Source organism: Veillonella rogosae JCM 15642, from assembly GCF_002959775.1.
In the GTDB taxonomy this organism is placed as follows: domain Bacteria; phylum Bacillota; class Negativicutes; order Veillonellales; family Veillonellaceae; genus Veillonella; species Veillonella rogosae.
In genome coordinates this window covers 1-18,478 of the sequence record NZ_PPCX01000009.1, presented here as the reverse complement: position 1 = coordinate 18,478, position 18,478 = coordinate 1, and the positions used below count along the sequence as shown (strand labels likewise).

13 protein-coding genes and 1 pseudogene are annotated in these 18,478 nt (G+C 39.8%); 2 read left to right on the top strand and 12 right to left on the bottom strand.

What is annotated here, in order from left to right:
- Positions 1-315: 315 nt before the first annotated feature.
- The 6 genes from hemQ to VRHSUH09_RS04710 form a co-directional block, all read right to left on the bottom strand.
- Positions 316-1,047, bottom strand: coding sequence for a hydrogen peroxide-dependent heme synthase (hemQ, locus tag VRHSUH09_RS04735; protein WP_060923924.1), 732 nt, complete (start codon positions 1,045-1,047; stop codon positions 316-318).
- A gap of 119 nt (positions 1,048-1,166) precedes the next feature.
- Positions 1,167-2,906, bottom strand: a complete 1,740-nt coding sequence (gene hemG / locus VRHSUH09_RS04730) for a protoporphyrinogen oxidase (RefSeq protein WP_105081537.1) — start codon at positions 2,904-2,906, stop codon at positions 1,167-1,169.
- The gene (hemH, locus tag VRHSUH09_RS04725; RefSeq protein WP_105081536.1) at positions 2,903-3,802 is read right to left on the bottom strand and encodes a ferrochelatase; all 900 of its coding nucleotides are present in this window, start codon (positions 3,800-3,802) and stop codon (positions 2,903-2,905) included. The genes hemG and hemH overlap by 4 nt, the downstream gene beginning before the upstream one ends.
- A gap of 4 nt (positions 3,803-3,806) precedes the next feature.
- The gene (gene hemE / locus VRHSUH09_RS04720; protein ID WP_105081535.1) at positions 3,807-4,850 is read right to left on the bottom strand and encodes a uroporphyrinogen decarboxylase; all 1,044 of its coding nucleotides are present in this window, start codon (positions 4,848-4,850) and stop codon (positions 3,807-3,809) included.
- A gap of 137 nt (positions 4,851-4,987) precedes the next feature.
- Positions 4,988-7,870 (bottom strand): ATP-binding protein, encoded by a 2,883-nt coding sequence (locus VRHSUH09_RS04715; protein WP_105081534.1) that lies wholly within the window; start codon positions 7,868-7,870, stop codon positions 4,988-4,990.
- Positions 7,860-9,131: a metallophosphoesterase family protein gene (locus VRHSUH09_RS04710; RefSeq protein ID WP_105081533.1), complete on the bottom strand. Its 1,272-nt coding sequence runs from the start codon at positions 9,129-9,131 to the stop codon at positions 7,860-7,862. The genes VRHSUH09_RS04715 and VRHSUH09_RS04710 overlap by 11 nt, the downstream gene beginning before the upstream one ends.
- A 340-nt stretch (positions 9,132-9,471) precedes the next feature.
- Between VRHSUH09_RS04710 and bioB the strand changes: the two genes are divergently transcribed.
- Positions 9,472-10,500 (top strand): biotin synthase BioB, encoded by a 1,029-nt coding sequence (gene bioB, locus VRHSUH09_RS04705; RefSeq protein WP_105081532.1) that lies wholly within the window; start codon positions 9,472-9,474, stop codon positions 10,498-10,500.
- Positions 10,501-10,623: 123 nt separating this feature from the next.
- Here the strand turns inward: bioB and VRHSUH09_RS04700 are convergent, their stop codons facing one another.
- Positions 10,624-10,986, bottom strand: a complete 363-nt coding sequence (locus tag VRHSUH09_RS04700; RefSeq protein ID WP_105081531.1) for a hypothetical protein — start codon at positions 10,984-10,986, stop codon at positions 10,624-10,626.
- A 464-nt stretch (positions 10,987-11,450) separates the two neighbouring features.
- Positions 11,451-12,050: a TetR/AcrR family transcriptional regulator gene (locus tag VRHSUH09_RS04695; protein WP_054748534.1), complete on the bottom strand. Its 600-nt coding sequence runs from the start codon at positions 12,048-12,050 to the stop codon at positions 11,451-11,453.
- A gap of 161 nt (positions 12,051-12,211) precedes the next feature.
- Between VRHSUH09_RS04695 and VRHSUH09_RS04690 the strand changes: the two genes are divergently transcribed.
- Positions 12,212-12,997 carry an MBL fold metallo-hydrolase gene (locus tag VRHSUH09_RS04690; protein WP_054748535.1) on the top strand — a complete coding sequence of 262 codons (786 nt, stop codon included), beginning with the start codon at positions 12,212-12,214 and terminating at the stop codon, positions 12,995-12,997.
- Positions 12,998-13,165: 168 nt separating this feature from the next.
- On the opposite strand, the gene cooS is transcribed toward VRHSUH09_RS04690, so the two are convergent.
- From cooS to VRHSUH09_RS04670, 4 genes and pseudogenes are all read right to left on the bottom strand, one after another.
- Positions 13,166-15,373, bottom strand: coding sequence for an anaerobic carbon-monoxide dehydrogenase catalytic subunit (cooS, locus tag VRHSUH09_RS04685; protein ID WP_105081530.1), 2,208 nt, complete (start codon positions 15,371-15,373; stop codon positions 13,166-13,168).
- Between the two features lie 389 nt (positions 15,374-15,762).
- Positions 15,763-16,668, bottom strand: a complete 906-nt coding sequence (locus tag VRHSUH09_RS04680) for a LysR family transcriptional regulator (RefSeq protein WP_054748537.1) — start codon at positions 16,666-16,668, stop codon at positions 15,763-15,765.
- Positions 16,669-16,999: 331 nt separating this feature from the next.
- Positions 17,000-17,461, bottom strand: coding sequence for an IS200/IS605 family transposase (tnpA, locus tag VRHSUH09_RS04675; protein WP_105081301.1), 462 nt, complete (start codon positions 17,459-17,461; stop codon positions 17,000-17,002).
- A gap of 152 nt (positions 17,462-17,613) precedes the next feature.
- Positions 17,614-18,478, bottom strand: a pseudogene (locus VRHSUH09_RS04670) (IS1249 family transposase); the annotation flags it as partial.

The window sequence follows — 18,478 nt, the reverse complement described above, 5'->3', positions numbered from 1 at the left end:
AAAAACAAAACATATAGGAAATGGCCTTTCTGTTTAGCTAATTACACTTGGTAACGGAGGGCTATTTGCTTTTTGTGAGGCAAATAAGCGCTATAAGTGCACCAAAGGAAACAACTAATGTTAATACTCCAATGATAACTGTAATAAGTTCAAAGTCACTCATAAGCTCACCCCCTTCTATAACGAAGAGAGACCCAACCTCGCTGACTACCTTAATAGTATTATAATCTGAACAAATATACGATACAATAAGCAGTTATTTATCTATATATATGAATTAAATAATAAAAGAGCCTGCTCTAGCAGGCTCTTTTATTATCCAAAGATTTCTTCTAGTAGTGCATCGTCGATGATGGTACCAACGTAGAAGTCGCTGAAGATGCCGTATTTTGCACTGGCTACTTCAAAGCGCATATCATATACGATTTTTTTGAATTGGATGTCGTCATTACTAAAGATTGTAATGCCCCATTCCCAGTCGTCTAGGCCACAGCCACCTGTTGTAAATTCGGATAAAACGTCTAAGTATGTTTTACCAAGTTCACCGTGAGATTTCATCAACATTCCTCGTTCTTGTGGTGGTAGCATGAACCAGTTGTCATCACCTTCACGTTTTTTACTCATGTTATAGAAGCAGATGTATTTGTCACGAGGTACATGAGGGTATAATTTTTGGTTAACTTCTTCTGTATCGAGTTTAGCTTTAACGTACGCACTTACTTCTGTTACAGATGTATAGGAATATGTTTGAACTAATACGCTTGCAATCGCAAGGCGACGGAATTTGCGTTCTACTTGCGCCAAGTATTCAAGGGATGGACCAAGAATCCATAGGATTAAGTCCCCTTTTGCGCCATTGCAATCATAGAATGCATAGCTACCTTCTTTAGCTTGATGTTTAGCTTCAAGATCCGCTAAAAATGCTTTTAATTCGTTGCGTGCTTCTGCTTTTTCTTCAGCTGTAAAGCAGTTCCATGCGCTGAAATCCATGGCAAATACCATGTGTTGACTATGCCAACCTTCTACTGTAGGGATTGCTTTTCCCATTATGATCACTCCTATCTATGGTGATTCTATTAAAATGATATAGTTTTATTACAATAGGAATCGAAAAGACTCCATATACTATTATAGCATATGGAGTCTTTTCAAGTTAGTTTTCGATTTCACTTCTCATTTACAAGCATTTGCACTAATTCTTTTGCTTGTTTTACACCATCTGGAATACCGATGCCATCAAATGGCGTACCGATGAGGTGTAAATTTGGATAATTTTCAGCTACATGTTCACGTACAGCCTTGATACCTGCACGATGCCCTACATTATATTGCGGCATGCAGTGAATGAGTCGATTGATGCGTACCCATTCAGGTTTAGCAGAGAAACGCATAATGTGTTGAATTTCTTCGACTGCTAATTCTGAAAGTTCTTCATCACTATATTGTTCTACCACATCATTGCCTGGCTTACCGATAAAGACGCGCAATACCACTTTATCATCAGGCGTTGTTTGCGGCCATTTTTGATTTAGAATGGTGCACGCTGTAAGCGGTGTGTCTGTCTTACGAGTAATCAACAGTCCAGAGCCCTTTAAGTCGCCATCAAAGGTACTTTTATCAAAGGCCATAATAGCAATAGCACAGCTTGATTGCTCCATAGAACGCAAGAAATCAAACCCCGGGTCATCCTTAAACCATTGCGTATATGTTGCAGGCGGTGTCGCGATAATCACATGATCCGCCATAGCAGGAGCTTTATCAAGAAGTACCTCTATAGCTGAATCTGTAGTAGCCCCGCTAGCTCCACCCTTATTATCAGCATTAATAGAATCAGTATTAATAGAAGAAGTTTTAATGGAATTAGCATTAGATTGACAGCCACAAGTATCGTTTCCAGAGTTCTCCACATCAATAGCATACATACCTTCAACATATCGAATATTAGAAACTAGCGTACCTGTATACAAGTGCACATTACTAGGCATAGCATCAACAATAGCGGTAATCACGCTTTCAAGACCACCTGTTAACTGGCGGAACATACCAGATTGAGCAGCAGTCCCCTTACGGCTCGCCATATCCGCTTGAACCTTACTAGTTTGTCGGTGTGGACTAGTATTTGTGGCATGGCCAGAAGTGTTTGAACTAGTATTCGTAGATGCAGTTTGACTAGACTTTGCTTCATGGTTTTCAAATTGACGGTCTGTCATGATACCTTTACCAGCGCGTGGCACATCGCCTTCTGCTACGGCACCTTTGGCAGCCTTAGATACGCCCGCCTTTGAGTGTCCCATCTTAGCCGCCATCATCCCTTTTACCATGTTCCCATATTTTTGTTCTACTTGAATAAAATGAGGGAATGTAGACAATAGGCTGATTTTATAGATATCACCACCATAGATACCAGCTAATAGTGGTTCGATAAGCTTATCCATCATTTCTTGACCTAAATGGTATTGAAAGAAATGACCAATAGATACATCACCATTTTCATCGAGCTCATACGGCTTTTTGAAATAATCTAAGCCAGCACGCAATTTGCCAGACCAAGAAATGAGCGTTGCTTTCACAAAAGGCATCATTTCCGTAGGGATGCCCATGATAGAGCCCCCTGGGATTGGATGAATTGATCCCTCATCATATACAAAGGCTTGCCCCGTCTCATTAGATACAAGGGTATCACCTAAACCTAAATCGTGTACTAGATCTGTCATTTCAGTTTTACGGCCCAAATAAGAATCTGGACCGAGTTCTACAACGAAATCATCAACTCGTTGTGTTTGTATTTTCCCACCAAATCGTGGTGCTTGTTCGTAAAGAGTGATATTCCACTCTGGCTTAGCATGGCCTAGATAATAAGCCGCTGTTAGCCCTGTTAGGCCACCGCCCACAATTGTTACGTTCACGAATGAATCCTTTCTACTATTGCACTCGCCATAGCTTGTAAGAATGTTTCATTACAATTCGGCATCTGTGCCCGCAAATACATTGCGCCCCCATTTTCAACAAGCTCTTTACACTCTACATCATTATCGTATAGGACCTCAACATGATTACTTACAAAGCCAAAAGGCACGAAAGCAATGTGTGTGGCACCAGTATGTAAAGCTTGGTCGATAGCCTCTTCCACTGTAGGGCCTAACCATTGACCGTGAGGAGCCGCACTCTGCCACGCCACTGTCCGCTTAGATAACTTACAATGCTCTGCAATCTCTTTGGCACTTTCATGTAAGGCAAATGCATAAGAATCACCGCCGTGATTATCGATAAGAGGTATGCTATGAGCGCTAAAAATAACGAATATATCTTTAGTCGCATTCACACAATCTGCGACTGCTTTTTTCCAGTATTCTGTAAAAGCCGGTTGGTCCCACCAAGAACGAATAAAATCGAATGTTACAGCCCCATGCTTACCAATGGCTGCTTGCACTTGTTTTTCATAGGCACCAGTACCAAGAGATGTAAAAAACGGAGCCGTCACAATAGCGATAATATGCTCCACCCCTTGGTGGACTAAAGAGTCTACCGCCTCAGCAATAGATGGTTTCATGTGTAAGTAACCAATAGCTGATGGCATAGTTGGCAATAAAGTCATCAACGTTTTATATTGATTCTCTGCCATCTTCTGCAACTCTAGATTAGACCATTGATCTATCACGTCATAGCGACGAGTAAGATTTGCAATCTCCCCTTCTGTGGGCACGCGGCCATGACGAATACTCGTCATATACGGCACCAAATCTTCCTTACTTGAAGGGCTTCCATAGGATAGAAATAATAATCCTTTTTTCTCTACTTTCACCAGCTTAACCCTCTTGAGCCCACAGCTCACGACTACGTTCATGGACATAGTCCGTTAACCAATGGAGTTTTTTAGGATCTGCCTCAGGGAATACACCATGACCTAAGTTGAAGATATGGCGACCATAACGAATGCCTTCGAGCAAGATACGGTCCACTTCACGAGCCAATGTTTTTTCATCTCCGAATAGATATGCTGGGTCAAGGTTACCTTGTACCGTTTGTGTTACGCCACGCTCGTTCGCCATAACGATGGAGCTACGCCAATCTAAAGCAATAACATCAAGGGGCAAATGAGACCAAATAGATACTAAATGGTCTGTACCAACACCATTCATAGCCATAGGCAAATGAGGGTATTTTGCTTTCACCGTCTTGATAATGCGTTCCATATGAGGGTAAATTCCTTGTTTATATTGATCCGCATTAACAGCACCTACCCAAGAGTCAAAGATTTGCAACGCATTAGCACCTGCCTCGGCTTGCATGACTAAGTACGCAATAGACATGTCAGCCAATTTTGTCATCAACGCATCCCATACATCGGGTGCACCGATGAGCATGCCCCGAGTTTTATTATAGTTCTTCGTCGGACCCCCTTCGATGAGGTAGGACGCAATCGTAAACGGTGCACCGCAGAAACCAATGAGCGGTACGTCAAGCATGCCAGATGTTAACAACGTAATCGTCTTTGCAATATAGTCGACCTTTGTAGGATCAAAGGCTTCTAATTTATCTACATCAGCCATGGAGCGAATAGGCGTGCTAAATACAGGCCCTACGCCAGCTTTTAGTTCTACATTTACATTCATCGCCACCATAGGGCTCATGATGTCCTTGTAAAGGATAGCCGCATCAACGCCGTATTCCTTAACAGGTAACTCCGTAACGCGAGCACATAATTCAGGTTCTTTTGTAATTTCAAATAAAGTGTATTTTTCTTTAATTTTGCGGTATTCCGCTTGGCTACGACCAGCTTGTCGCATATACCACACAGGCGTCACACCAGGGTTCTTCCCTTGGATCATGTCCAAATATGCTGTATTCAAGTGTTCAACCCCTTTCTTTCTAAATGTATACTAACACAGTTACATAACTAAAACAGTTATTTTAGTTACAACCTCTTACATGATTTTATTCTTTACTAGTCCCTGTGAAAGCTAAAAGCTTCCACAGGGATTTTAAGTTAACTGCGACTTAATCTATGCCGATCAATACCAGTAATAGATTGAGCCATATCATATACAGTACGTTGGCAAGTAAATAACCAGATTTGTTGGTTCTTACCAATTTCAGCCAATAGTTCCAAAGCACTACGTTGACGATTTTCGTCAAAACGTACAAGAATATCGTCTAAGATAATCGGCAAGGACTCAACTTGGTATGAGAATACCTTTGCCAGTGCCAAGCGCAACGCTAGGTATACTTGGTCAGCTAAGCCACTAGACCAGAACTTAAGCTCTAATCGCTCCCCATTGCCGTTAACAAGAGCAACCCCTTCGTTGATACCGAGTATATCAAAGGTATAGATACCACCAGTCAAACGTTCTATATAAGAGGATGCTAGTTCAAGCATGTGAGGCTGTTTTTCTTGCTCGTAAGATTGTTGCGCTTTATCCATGCAGTGACTCATCAAAACTTGTGTAGCCCAATCTTCCAAGGCAGTCTCTAATTCGCTTTGAAGAGCTTCGCGCTCTTGCAACATTTGCTGTTGCTCTTGGTCAGATCCAAGAGCACGCATAGCCTCCACAATTTGACCACGACGCTCGTACAAGGTAGCTAATTTATCTTCGATAGATGCCATCTCCCGTTCGGAATGAGCCAATTCATCAAGCCAATTATCTTTGTTGCCTTCTCGCAAACGACGGTAGAACAAGTCTTTATTCTCCGCATCAGGTGCTAATAAATCTAGTTGTACCTGACTTTGCTTGTAAATGGTTTGCCACTGTTTATATTGGTCCTCATCAATAAGATGTTGACGGTACTCGTTAGAGCTTTCCATACCAGCTTTATGAAGTAATTCTTTTTGGCGAAGGAGTAATTCTTTTTCCTTTCGATGCCAATTATCGTATTCGTTGCGGAAGCTTTTGCGTTGTGCTTCCTTTTGTTCCCATACAATTTTATTTTGTTGGAAGTTTTTATATTGGTTGTAAATGCGTTTAAGCTCGGTTGGAGATACAGGCGCCTCTACACCAAGGTTATACCACAAGGTCATCGCTTGGTCTTCAATAACGCGTAAGCCCTCTTTATGTTCTGCTAAACGCTTCTCGTAACCTTCAATGGTCCGCAACTGTTCATGGTATTGATCATACTCTTGCTTGAGGCCGAAGAAATCATCTTCTGTAAGGCTCTTCGCCGCCCCTTGAGGCAACCAATTCTGCCAAGCTGCAAGGGCTTCATCATAAATACCTTGCAATGTATGGCCTTCTTGAATCCATCGATCAAGGTGAGCTGCCCCTTCTAAAGTTGGCACAGGGCTAATGACTGGTGTAGCTGCCTTAATCAACGCTTCTAACTGATGTTCTACATCAGATCTACGAGAGGATAAGATTTGTAACTCATAGTTCAATTTAGATACATCGGAGTTACCATTATGAGCTCTCCACGTAGCATACCAGAATAGCGCCATAGACAGAATCAATAAGATAAAGCCCCCAATAGTATAGAGCACAGATTCAAGAACTAATAATCCTGCTAACACAAGCAATACGCCAATAACAGCACCTATGCCACTAATGCGTTGTAACCATTTTGGTAAATTCGTCGGTTGAGCATCTGGACCATAACTATCTCGTTTTGCAGTCACTCGATCTATATCCATTAAGATTAACTCAAACTCACGTTCGAGATGTTCTTTTTTCGCCAACTCTTCTTCGCTATAATTTGGCAAAGAGGCCCCTTCAAGGTTAGCTGTTGGGAGGTCATCAGAAGCCTCTGCTGGCTTGCGGTCCTGCCAATGCAACAATTGGTCTTTAGCAGTGCGCAAGCGACTTGCTAAGCGTTCACCTTCAAACCAGTTAACATCCTCAGCCATCGGCTCATCATCACGCCATGCCGAATACATCTTGCGAGAGTACTCTAGTTGCTCGCGTACCTTATGAATGTACGCATCCCCTTCTTCGCACTCGCGGCGTAATTGTTCCCACTTAGCACCTTGTTGAATGAGGTCTTCAATATCTTGACCATAGGTGCCAAACGGACTATCTGGGCTAAAGTTAGCTGGCATTAACGCCGCTTCCTTTTCTTGCCATAATTGCATATTGTCACGAGCTCGTTTGATATCCTCATCGATCGTAAGGAACTCATCGCGGCTCAAAGCGAGTTCACTGTTGTACTGCTGCATGTGCATACGCGCCTCCTCACTACGGCGATACGTATCCCATGCGCGCAACACTACATCTACGCCATCACGGTATTCCTTCCACTCCTGAAGCTGACCTTGTAACTCACCTTCCGTCTGTTCCGTACTGTGAAAGGCTTTCTGCAACTCCACATATTGTGCTTCGTGCTCTGCCAATTGACTTAGCTTTTGGCGATTCTCCTTCAGCTCATCCATCAATACATTAATACGACGTTTGCCGTTTGAGGATGCTACGAGTAAATCAGTTGCTCCTTTTTCCACATCCTTTACGACAGAGCCTAAATGCTCGCCCCCTTCAGCACCAAAGAAACGAGACCGAACCTCTACCTCTTGCAATACATCAAGACCTTGCAAGTCTTCTAAGGTCAATGCAAAGATGCGATTATAGGTCTTTTTATCAATTCCATGCCACCAATACTGAGCAGGCTCTTCATGGATAGCAGGATTTCCAGGACTGTAAAAGTCTAACTGTTTGCCTTTGCGGCCAATATAGTAGCTTTCACCATTGCGTTCCACATCGAGAGCGCCAGTCATAGGACCATAGGCCTTATGAGTGCCCCCAAATAATAAGGTACGCATCCCTTCGAGCAGCGATGTTTTACCGCTTTCATTAGGGCCATACATGAGCTGAACCCCATTGTTACCCGTTGTGAAAGACCAATCACGATACGGGCCAAATTCATCAAATCGTATGCGTTTAATGTTCATCATTAGCCCCCATCAATACAGTAACACCTTCTATTTCACAACGTTTCAAAGCACGCATTAATAATTCATCGCTCAATACATCCGTATATACGCCTAATCGTTTAAATTCAGGACGATCAGCCAAAATTTGGCGTACTGTCTGTACAGCATTCCCCTCCACCATATCGTCATAAGCACGCAAATAGTCGCCTACTACATCGGATAATAAACGGCGTTCCGCTAAATTAATGCTAGGGCGCGTATTAGAAATGATGCGATAAGGCATGACAAACACAGATTTACTTTTTTCTTCACTTTGAGACTCTTGAAGCCACAAATTGCGCACGCCCTCTTGTGTACATAGGCGATGTAACGGGCCAGTACCACTGAGAACAATGGATAGTAAAATATTTTTCTTGTGCTGTTTACGCAAGTTTTCTTTTTTATGGCGCAAAATTTCCAATAAATCAGATTCATTTTGCATACCAGCAATATCGATTTTGATTTCCTCAAATCGAATAGCACTAGTTTCAATAAATCTCGGTTCACAATGACCATTGTGAGATACAGAAACTAAATAGCACCCTTTAGGACCTATTTCTTTACGATGTAAGCCCTGAGGATTGCCGGCATATGCAACGAGAGGTTCCTCGCTGAGAATTTGGGATTTATGAATATGACCTAAAGCCCAATAATCCATTGCGGCCTCAGCTAAATCCGTCAAATTGCACGGACCAGTCACATTGTGATTTTCGGCGCCTACACTAGAACCTACCGTGCCATGCATGACAGCCAAAGAAAATTCATCCCGTTCAAAAGCACGATATTGACGAGCATAATTTTCGTTTTCATTACCATGACCACAACTGATACCATAAACGCCACCAATTTCAATATTGTTAACGATGAGCGGGAAGCGTTGTACTTGTTCACTAGAAAATACATTTACATTATCTGGCATTTGTAGTTGCGCCTTCCAGCTTTCAGCAGGATCATGATTACCTTGCACCATATAGACTGCAATGCGATGCTCTGCCAAACGATATATACCGCGCACAAAGCGCACTTGAGCCTCTAAATTATGGTCTTCGCTATTATAAATATCACCAGCTATGACAACGGCATGAACATGCTCGTCAATAGCAGTGTCAATGATTGTATCAAAGGCTACATAGGTAGCTTCGCTCACGGCACGATCAACGGCGCGGCTAATACCTGTAGCATATTGAAAGGGTGCCCCTAAATGCAGATCACCACAGTGTATAAATCGAAACGGCTGCATCTATATCCACTCCTTGTATTAGTACTTTTTATTATAGTTATATATAGTAATTACAATAGTCTATTATACTACAAAACGTTAAAGATAAGTTAAAAATAGCTATCAATTAGCCCAAAAAAGATATAGTTAAAATAAATTTCTCCTAATCATTAATAAATATAAATTATAGGATAATCACATATTTTTCTCATAAAAGGAGATTCAAAGTAAATTTATAGCACCCTAGATCTAACTATGTTAACCAATAAATACATTAGGTTGACAATTTATGCACGAAGGTTTACAATCAGATTGTCAATATTTTATGTTTTTATTAAGTTAACAATTCTTGGAGGCTATTATGGCTTTGCCTACAGACCAACAACCATCCCAAGTGGGTACATACGAAAAAATCCTTACTATTGCAAACCGCATTATGAACGGCGGCGAAATCACTAAGGAAGAAGCAATCGAGCTGATTCATACGTCAGACGATGACACCATGATTTTACTTGCTATGGCTGATAAAATTCGCCAGCATTTCAATGACAATTCAGTGGATGTATGCGCCATTGTAAATGCACGATCTGGCAAATGTCCTGAAAACTGTAAATTCTGTGCCCAATCTGCCCATCACGAAACAGGTGTTCAAGTATATCCGTTCATGGATGATGAAAGCATACTCGATGCGGCGCGCAAAGCTAAAGAAGCAGGCGCTATTCGTTTTTCTATCGTAACGAGTGGTCGTAATACTAATAACCCAGATGAATTTAACCAAATCATTCGCGTATTAGACCGTATCAAAAACGAAATTGGCCTCGAAATCTGCTGTTCTCTTGGTTTGTTAACTTACGAACAAGCTCTCAAATTAAAAGAAGTGGGTGTAACTCGATACCACTCCAATATCGAAACAGCGCCTAGTCACTTCCCAGATATTTGTACAACCCATTCCTACGAAGATAAAATGTCTACTATCGATAATGCTCAAAAAGCAGGTATTCGCGTTTGCTCTGGCGGCATCCTCGGTCTCAACGAAACATTAGAACAACGTGTAGAAATGGCATTCGAGCTTAAACGTTTGCATATTGACTCTGTACCACTCAACATTTTAAATCCTGTTAAAGGTACACCATTTGAAAGTAATAAAGCATTACGTCCTCTAGATATTTTACGTACCTTCGCTGTATTCCGCTTCATCTTGCCAAACGCATTGATTCGTACTGCTGGCGGTCGTGAAGTAAATCTACGAGACTTACAAGCTTACGCTTTAAAAGGTGGCCTAAACGGCATCATGGTTGGTGGCTACTTAACAACGGGCGGTCGCTCTCCTAAGGACGATCTTCAAATGATTCAAGACTTAGAATTGAGCCGTAATTCTGCCCAAGTTTAATCACTTCATGTATATACCATTCTCAGTATTTTGAGAATGTAGTATATAAATAATATTCCTAAGGATTTATAAATATTTTACACATAAAAAGAACCATCTAGTTTGCTGTGCTAGATGGTTCTTTTAATTCCATAATAAATTGTAAATAGCATACCCATTAGTATTACCCTCAATAGGCTCAGGGTTTTCATTAAATTCTACATTTTCATACGGCGTCCCGTCTGCCATGTACGCATCAACCTTCAATGTTTCCATGGTTCTATTATATCTACTGATATAAACTTTGTACCGCAATTCGTCGCCACCCAGTTCATTGACTCGCAGCCACAAAAGTGCATCATAATCACTCTTTTGTACACTGTCGTTGTCAATAAATAATTGGTTTCCTGATGCATCTGGTCCAACATAGTACCAGTCCGTTGCGTAAGCAGTCCCCCCTATACTGAGTAGCCACAAAAGCGATAATATGGTTAATATTTTACTCATATGACTGCTCCTCTCATGCTATAGAGCTGTATACTTTATAAAAGCTTAATGGCATTAAACCTTTATAAAATATACAACTTCTCCTTTATATATAATACCAAAATTGCCCCATATTTATCAACAATAATTAAACTAAATTACGAAGTTTTTTAGAAATATAAGAAATTTAAAGCAATTTATTAAATATCTTCATTTTTAACTCATTTATTGTTTTTATAATAACTACATCAAATGATAAATAGAGGTAACAATTCCCTGGTTACCATACGTGTATTTATCTCCCGACAAGTAATACTAACCCCAAACCTACTACTTGTTTAAATACATGGTTCATTTGATATTAATACTAACACTCCCCTTACATGAAAAAAGGACTCCATATGGAGTCCTTTTTTCGTTGTCTAAAAACTTCATAGAATACTAAAACATAGGGTTATAGGACAAAACATATACGAGTATGAATTCTATTTGCTTTGTAAACCACGATAAACGAGTTCAAAAATAACTTTCTGAGCTTCTAACCACTCATCACTCTGAGTCCACTTATATTCTTTATTAATAGCATATAATCCGTGTACTAAAAATACAAAAACGGATACACCTACATCAAACGAAATCCCAAGTGCTTCTGCCATAACGAGCCCTTGCCGATCTTTTTCACTCCGGATAATGCGTTGTAATACATATTCTGAAATTTGTTCATCTAAAAATAAAGGTAAATACTTTTTATGTCGTATAATACGCTGACATAATGGCAGTCTATCAAAAATAGAATCGTATGCTTCTCTCAACGAAATAGAATTAGAAGCAGCTGATAAGGTGTTAGCTATAATTTGTAAATTATTATTATCTACCATTCCTGGCTTTGAATAAGCGATTGCATCATCCACTAAATCATCAACAATTTCCATGATATTGCTATAGTGTAAATAAAAAGTAGAACGAGTTATACCTGAAGCTTTACACAACAATGTGACTGTTACAGACTCAAAAGAATTGTTTGCTAAACAACTAAGCAAGCCTTCTTTTAACAACATACGTGTCATTTCTTTTCGAGTTATCATATAACCTCCAATATAGACACTTTTATACAATGTGTCTATTAATAAACATAGTGTTAATTATTGTTGAGACTAGTATAACAAAACAAGGTATACTAGTTCTAGAAATTACAAATAATAATCTATTCAATTAAATCGACAATAATTTAATTAAGGAGATAACTATGACACAATATACTCACATTCGAAATGCCACAGGAAAATTAACAATAAAAAATACAACATTCCTTATTGATCCGTTTTTAGCACCAAAAGATACGTATCCTGGCTTTGAAGGAACATTTAACTATCAACAAAGAATGCCTATGGTTGATTTACCTCTATCAATGGACAATCTATTGAGCAATGTAACTGCAGTGGTAGTTACACACACACATCTCGACCATTGGGATGAAACGGCAATTAATGCTATTCCAAAATCACTTCCTATTTTTGTACAAAATACAGCGGACAAAGAACTTATTACTTCACAAGGCTTTAATGATGTACGCATCATTTTTGAAAGTCTGGAGTTTAATGGTATCACATTAAGAAAAACAGGTGGCTCCCACGGCACGGTAGAAATGTATGCAAATCCAGTTCTCGCACCATTAGCAGGCGATGCGATGGGCGTTATTTTTGAAGCAGCAGACGAACCAACTGTGTACCTTGTAGGCGATACAGTTTGGACAAGTGATGTAGAGAAGGCCCTCCTTCGCTTCGATCCTAACGTTATTATTATGAACACTGGATATGCTCAAGTTTTAGGCTTTGAAGATAGTATTATTATGGGTACAAAAGATATTGGCCGCATGGTGGTACGCAAACCAGAGGCTAAAATCATTGCGGTTCACATGGATACAGTTAATCATACTGCAACAAGTCGTAAGGATGTGCGCAAATTTATCAAAGGCAACAACATTGAAAGCCATGTAGCAGTGCCTGAAGACGGCGAAACCATCGCACTTTAATAGTCCTAAAATAATTAGCATACTAGGCTACAGCTAATATAACACTACTAAAAATCTATCAACAAACAATAAAAAACACCCTCTAAAGTCTAATAGTCACAATAACTATAAGATCTATAGAGGGTGTTTTTATACGTAACTACAAATTATAATCTATCAAAAGATAAACTATTTTACTTCAGCCCAACCTAAAGCAGCACGTTTAGCATCGATATCTGCTAAGATTTTTTCAGCTACTTTAGCAGGATCAGTATTTACATACATAACAGAACCTAAGATGTCCTTAGTGTCTTCTTTAAGCCATTTTGTAACAGCATCAGAACCTTGTGTAGGTGGCTCAACGCAGTGGTAAGAGTTGATACCCATCAAGCGGAAGCCAAGGGATGCATCGATACCTTTTTCGTTAGACCATTCAGGGCTAGACATTGCAAATGGCATTTGTGGTAAGTTAAGACCTAATTCACCTGCAATACCAGCAAAGATACCGGAAGAACGAGCATTATCTACACATTCGCCAACATGCCATACTGGCGGTTGATCATCGCCCAAGAACTCTTGCAATGCAGGGCTACATTTCTTAATAGCATCTGTATTACAGTAACCAAGTTTCATCAATGGGAAGGACGCACAACCATTTGTTGTGATGATACAGCCATTTTTGATAAGTGTATCAACGATATCTACAGTTGCTTTCTCGTAGATAACGCGAGGGTTGGAACAACCTACTACGTTTACGATACCACGAACTTTACCAGATTTTAAAGCCTCTGCCAATGGTTTGAAGGAACCATAATGTTTAACAGTGGATTCTGGAGAGAAACCAACCTCTGCAGTGATTTCGTATGGCGGAATGAATACAGGCATACCTTTGCGCAATTCATGCGCTTCAAGGGCACGATCCAAGATTTTACGAGCCAATTCTTTAGTTTCAGACAAGTTTGTATGGTGATGATCGTAACCGATATGTTCTGCACCTGGTAAACGAGCTGCATCAGATGTAGTAATAACTTTTGTGTTGAAGCAACGTGCTACGTCCATGATAGCAGGATATACGTCTTGAACGTCTGCTACCCAGCAATCGAGTGCACCAGTACCAAGTACAAGCTCAGCACCGATAGCATTACACAATGGAATAACATTTTCATAGCGGTACATGCTGGACAAACCAGAGCAGCAGATACCGTAGAATTGGATACCTTTAGCACCGATAGCTTTTGCTTTTTCTAAGTACTCTTCAGAGGCACCAATTGTACAAATTTGGGATACTAATGTTGGCAAGTGACCATGAACAGCGATGTTAACATAACCTTTTTTCAAAGCACCGATGTTAACTTTGGATGTACGACGACCACCTAGACCGAACAAGGCATCTGTTGCGATGTCCGCTGCCACTACGCCAGTAAATGTGAAAGCAAGACCACAACGCAAAAATTGTTTCATGTTGCTTTCCCAATCGCCATCTGTACCTACGCATGTACGATGGTATGCATCAAAGGCTTCATTGTACGCGGAAATAGGCAAGATATCTAGGTTTTTCCAAACTTCACGGCGTTCAGCTGGAGCTAACGCTGTAATTGTTTTATATTCGCCAGGCAATGCACGGCTCAAATCTTCTAATAGAACGTCTGCCAAGTCATTTGCCACTTCTTTTAAGGAACGGCCTTCTTCAGGGATGTTGAAAGCTTTACATACTGTGCGAATTTTTTCTTCCCCTAAAATTGGAATATCCAATTGATCATTAGCAGCAGCTTTCAAAGAAATCAAGATTTCGCGAGCATGTGCACCATGTTGAGTCAAGCCACCTGCAGCAGCACGTGTCATATTACGAGCTACGATAAGGTCAGCATCAGCACCGCAGACACCACGAGGGCTCTTAGGTGTAATTTTACATGGACCCATGAAGCAGATACGGCAGCATACGCCAGCAATACCGAAAGTACATTGTGGTTGTTGTTTGTCGAAACGATCAAACACTGTATCACAACCGATTTGCTCCATGCGAAGAATCATTTCACGTACCGCAGGATCTGGTGTTTGTTCAATTACATCTTGTTTTGTAGGCCATGTTTTACGATACTCAGCAACGGCTTTCATGTAATCGTTTACGCCATGTTCATGAGGTACCCCTGGTTCATGAGTGTGTGGCACCCATTTATCCGTCGGCATAGCCTTTGCATGATTATGGTCATGACCATGTTCATGATCGTGGTCATGATGATGATCGTGGTCGTGATGATGATCATGGTCGTGACCATGATGGTGATGATGACCGCCACAATGGCAATGATGGTCATGATGATGGTCATGATGATGTTCATGATGATGTTCACCATGGCTATGGTCATGGGTATTTTTATTTTCCACGTCTTTACTCATAATAAACCTCCTAGGGGCCTACGTAGGCCAGCTGACAATAATAAGAAAACATATTCTACATTTATTTCAAGTTAATTCCACCATAATGAGGGGCTTTAAATCCTATCTCCAAAATATGTTTTAAACTACTATAAGTATATTTTTTGAAAGGACATTTGTCAATTAAATTTTGAGAAATTTTTTACCCATTTATGGTTATAAATCATTATAATAACTACATTTATTAAATTCGATACTTTCAGATTTTTTTCATAAAGCAAAAGAGGTTAATTCCTGTAACATACGGGAATTAACCTCTTTTATCTATAGAATACTATATTTAGATACTATTTTACATAAATTATTATTCGTAAGTAGTACTAAATACGCTAACACTCCATCTGTATAGTTTATAAGAATTTCTGCATAATATTTGCTACTTCCGGCAAATGGAATCGTTTTGCTCTATCTGATCTCGCCACAAGAACTAATTGACGGAAACAAAGTTTTGACGCAAGGGGATAAAATTTAACTTTATCATCATCACCTTTACTATTGAGTGTACTCGGCAAGAAAGTAATTCCATAATCATCTTCTACTAAAGAACGGCAAGTATCCAATGTTTCTGATGCAATGACCGCTTTAGGCACAAAGGACTCCGCTTGGCATAATCGATTTACCAAAGACCGTAGCTTTAAGCCCTCTCGCAAAAGAATAAACGGAAACGGCCCAAACGGTGCGATTTCTCGAATACCATCAGGCGTCATGAGAGAGTCCGCAATAGCGATGGCTTTTTTATTTTCTACGCTAATGGCTAGCAAGATTTGCTCATCTAGTACGGGATAGCTTTCAAGAGCTTGAGAATAAATAGGTGTCGGGAATAGTCCTACGTCAACTAAACCATCACAAATTTGTTGCTCCAAGAAGTGAGATTCACCTTCTACCACATGGAACTCCCAAGATGGTTCAATTTCTTGAAAGCTCTTTAGCGTTTTACCTAACATATGATGACCATAAAACTGGGACAAACCAATTCGCACATGATATGCCACATCCGTACCTTGGTTAATGATAGACTGTGTTAAAGCCTCTACTTTATGAACTAATGGCATCCCTTCTTTTGCAATTTGTAACGCTGCTGCCGTCGGCACAACCTTAGTACGATCACGAGCAAACATAGGAACACCTAACTCTGCTTCGATACGACGAATACTTTGACTCAACGCAGGCTGAGAAATATATAGTTTTTTAGACGCTTTAGAGAACGATGCCATCTCAACGATAGTACTTATGTATTTAATATCTTTTATATCCATAGAAACACCTTATAACAAAACATTATGATTTTATTATAACTATATATTACCAAAATACAAGATATATAATGTAATTTAAAAGTCTATTATTTATAAAACAATACTTCTAATCTAATCTTAACTATTCTATCCTAATCTATCTAAGCTAAACTAAACTGAGCCATAGTAATATAATATTACTTACGCACAATCAGAACCACCCGTAAAACGGGTGGTTTGCTCACGGGCTATAAGCCCGTAGTACTAGGCCAGCGTCTAAAGGCGCTGGCTTTCACTACGTTCAAGCCGCATAGCCATTGACTCGTAACGCTCCCCTTAAAGGGGATATGTATTACTTGCTACCCTTAAAAGGGTCCTCATATTCTTTTACACTAAGTTTATCTTTCATTTGGTCATGTAACTCTTGCTCACGTATATATTTTTTTACGGTAGCTTCATTTAATCCTACTGTACTTACATAATATCCCTCGGACCAAAAGTGTCTATTTCCAAATTTATACTTTAAGTTTGCGTATTTATCGAACATCATTAGCGCACTTTTACCCTTTAGATATCCCATAAAAGATGAAACTGATATTTTAGGTGGAATTAACACTAGCATATGCACATGATCTGCCATAAGCTCCCCCTCTATAATCTTGACGCCCTTATATTCACATAAACGTCTCAGTATTTCACGTAAACTATTTCTGTATTGATTATATATAACTTTACGTCTATACTTAGGTGTAAATACTATGTGGTATTTGCATAACCATTTTGTGTGCGCAAGGCTCTGTGTCTTTGATGCCATATAAAATCACCTTTCTTTTGTATATAATGCGGCTTGAACACCTACATTATACTTAAGCAAGGTGATTTTTTTGTATAACTTTCGTTGCCGCACCCGCATAGCGGGTGGTTTTATGATTCGCGACTACGTCGCGAACCAGTCTAAAGACAATAAATAGAAAGCGGTCTTGGTGAGTGCATATAGCACCACCAATAGACCGCTTTTAGTCTTCTTTCAAGTGAAAGGCCCCTATGAGATCGTAACATACTTCTTAGTTGAGCATTTACTCCACCTTCAATACGATTATTTGTTGTAGGTACTGTAATATCAATACATTCCAAAAATGTAAATAAAGTTTGTTGCCTAATCAGACGCCATAATGATGATTCGGCTTTAAGCAAACGCTCATGTGTAGAGCGTTTGTTTCCGAATTCATCAATCGTCATTTCTCGTAAAAAATCAGAATATGTCATTCGCCACGCTGAAAGTTCATTAATCCATACAAGAGCTTGATCCATTGTTTTCACATTAAATAAATCTTTAGCCAGAGTATAAAGATCCTTTCCTGCTAACGTTTTAGGTCTACTTGTCGTATATCGTCTAACCTGACAAAAAATGTGAAACAAGCATCTTTGGTGACTGCTATGAGGCCAAACTTTACGTAATGCTTTAGGCAAACCATTAGCACCATCAGACACAACAACTTTAGGTTCGGCAATCCGTTCCATTAAACACTGCCAAGCTCTAGCATGCTCATAACGACAGACATACCATCCTAGAACATGAGTATCATTGCAACAAATCAACACACATAAATTCCTAGCTAAGTAAATTCCATCAAGATATACCACATCATGTACTTCTTCCACTTTTGGTGGCAATGGCCATATGGACCAAAATTTAGCGGTTTTACGCCTGAATGTACGACCTTTACCAGGCATATCAGCTTGAATATTGGTGCTGAATAACCAATTCAAGAATAGGCTTAACTCTTTACTTAAATTATTAATTTTAACGGTAAATGCCACCTTACAATGT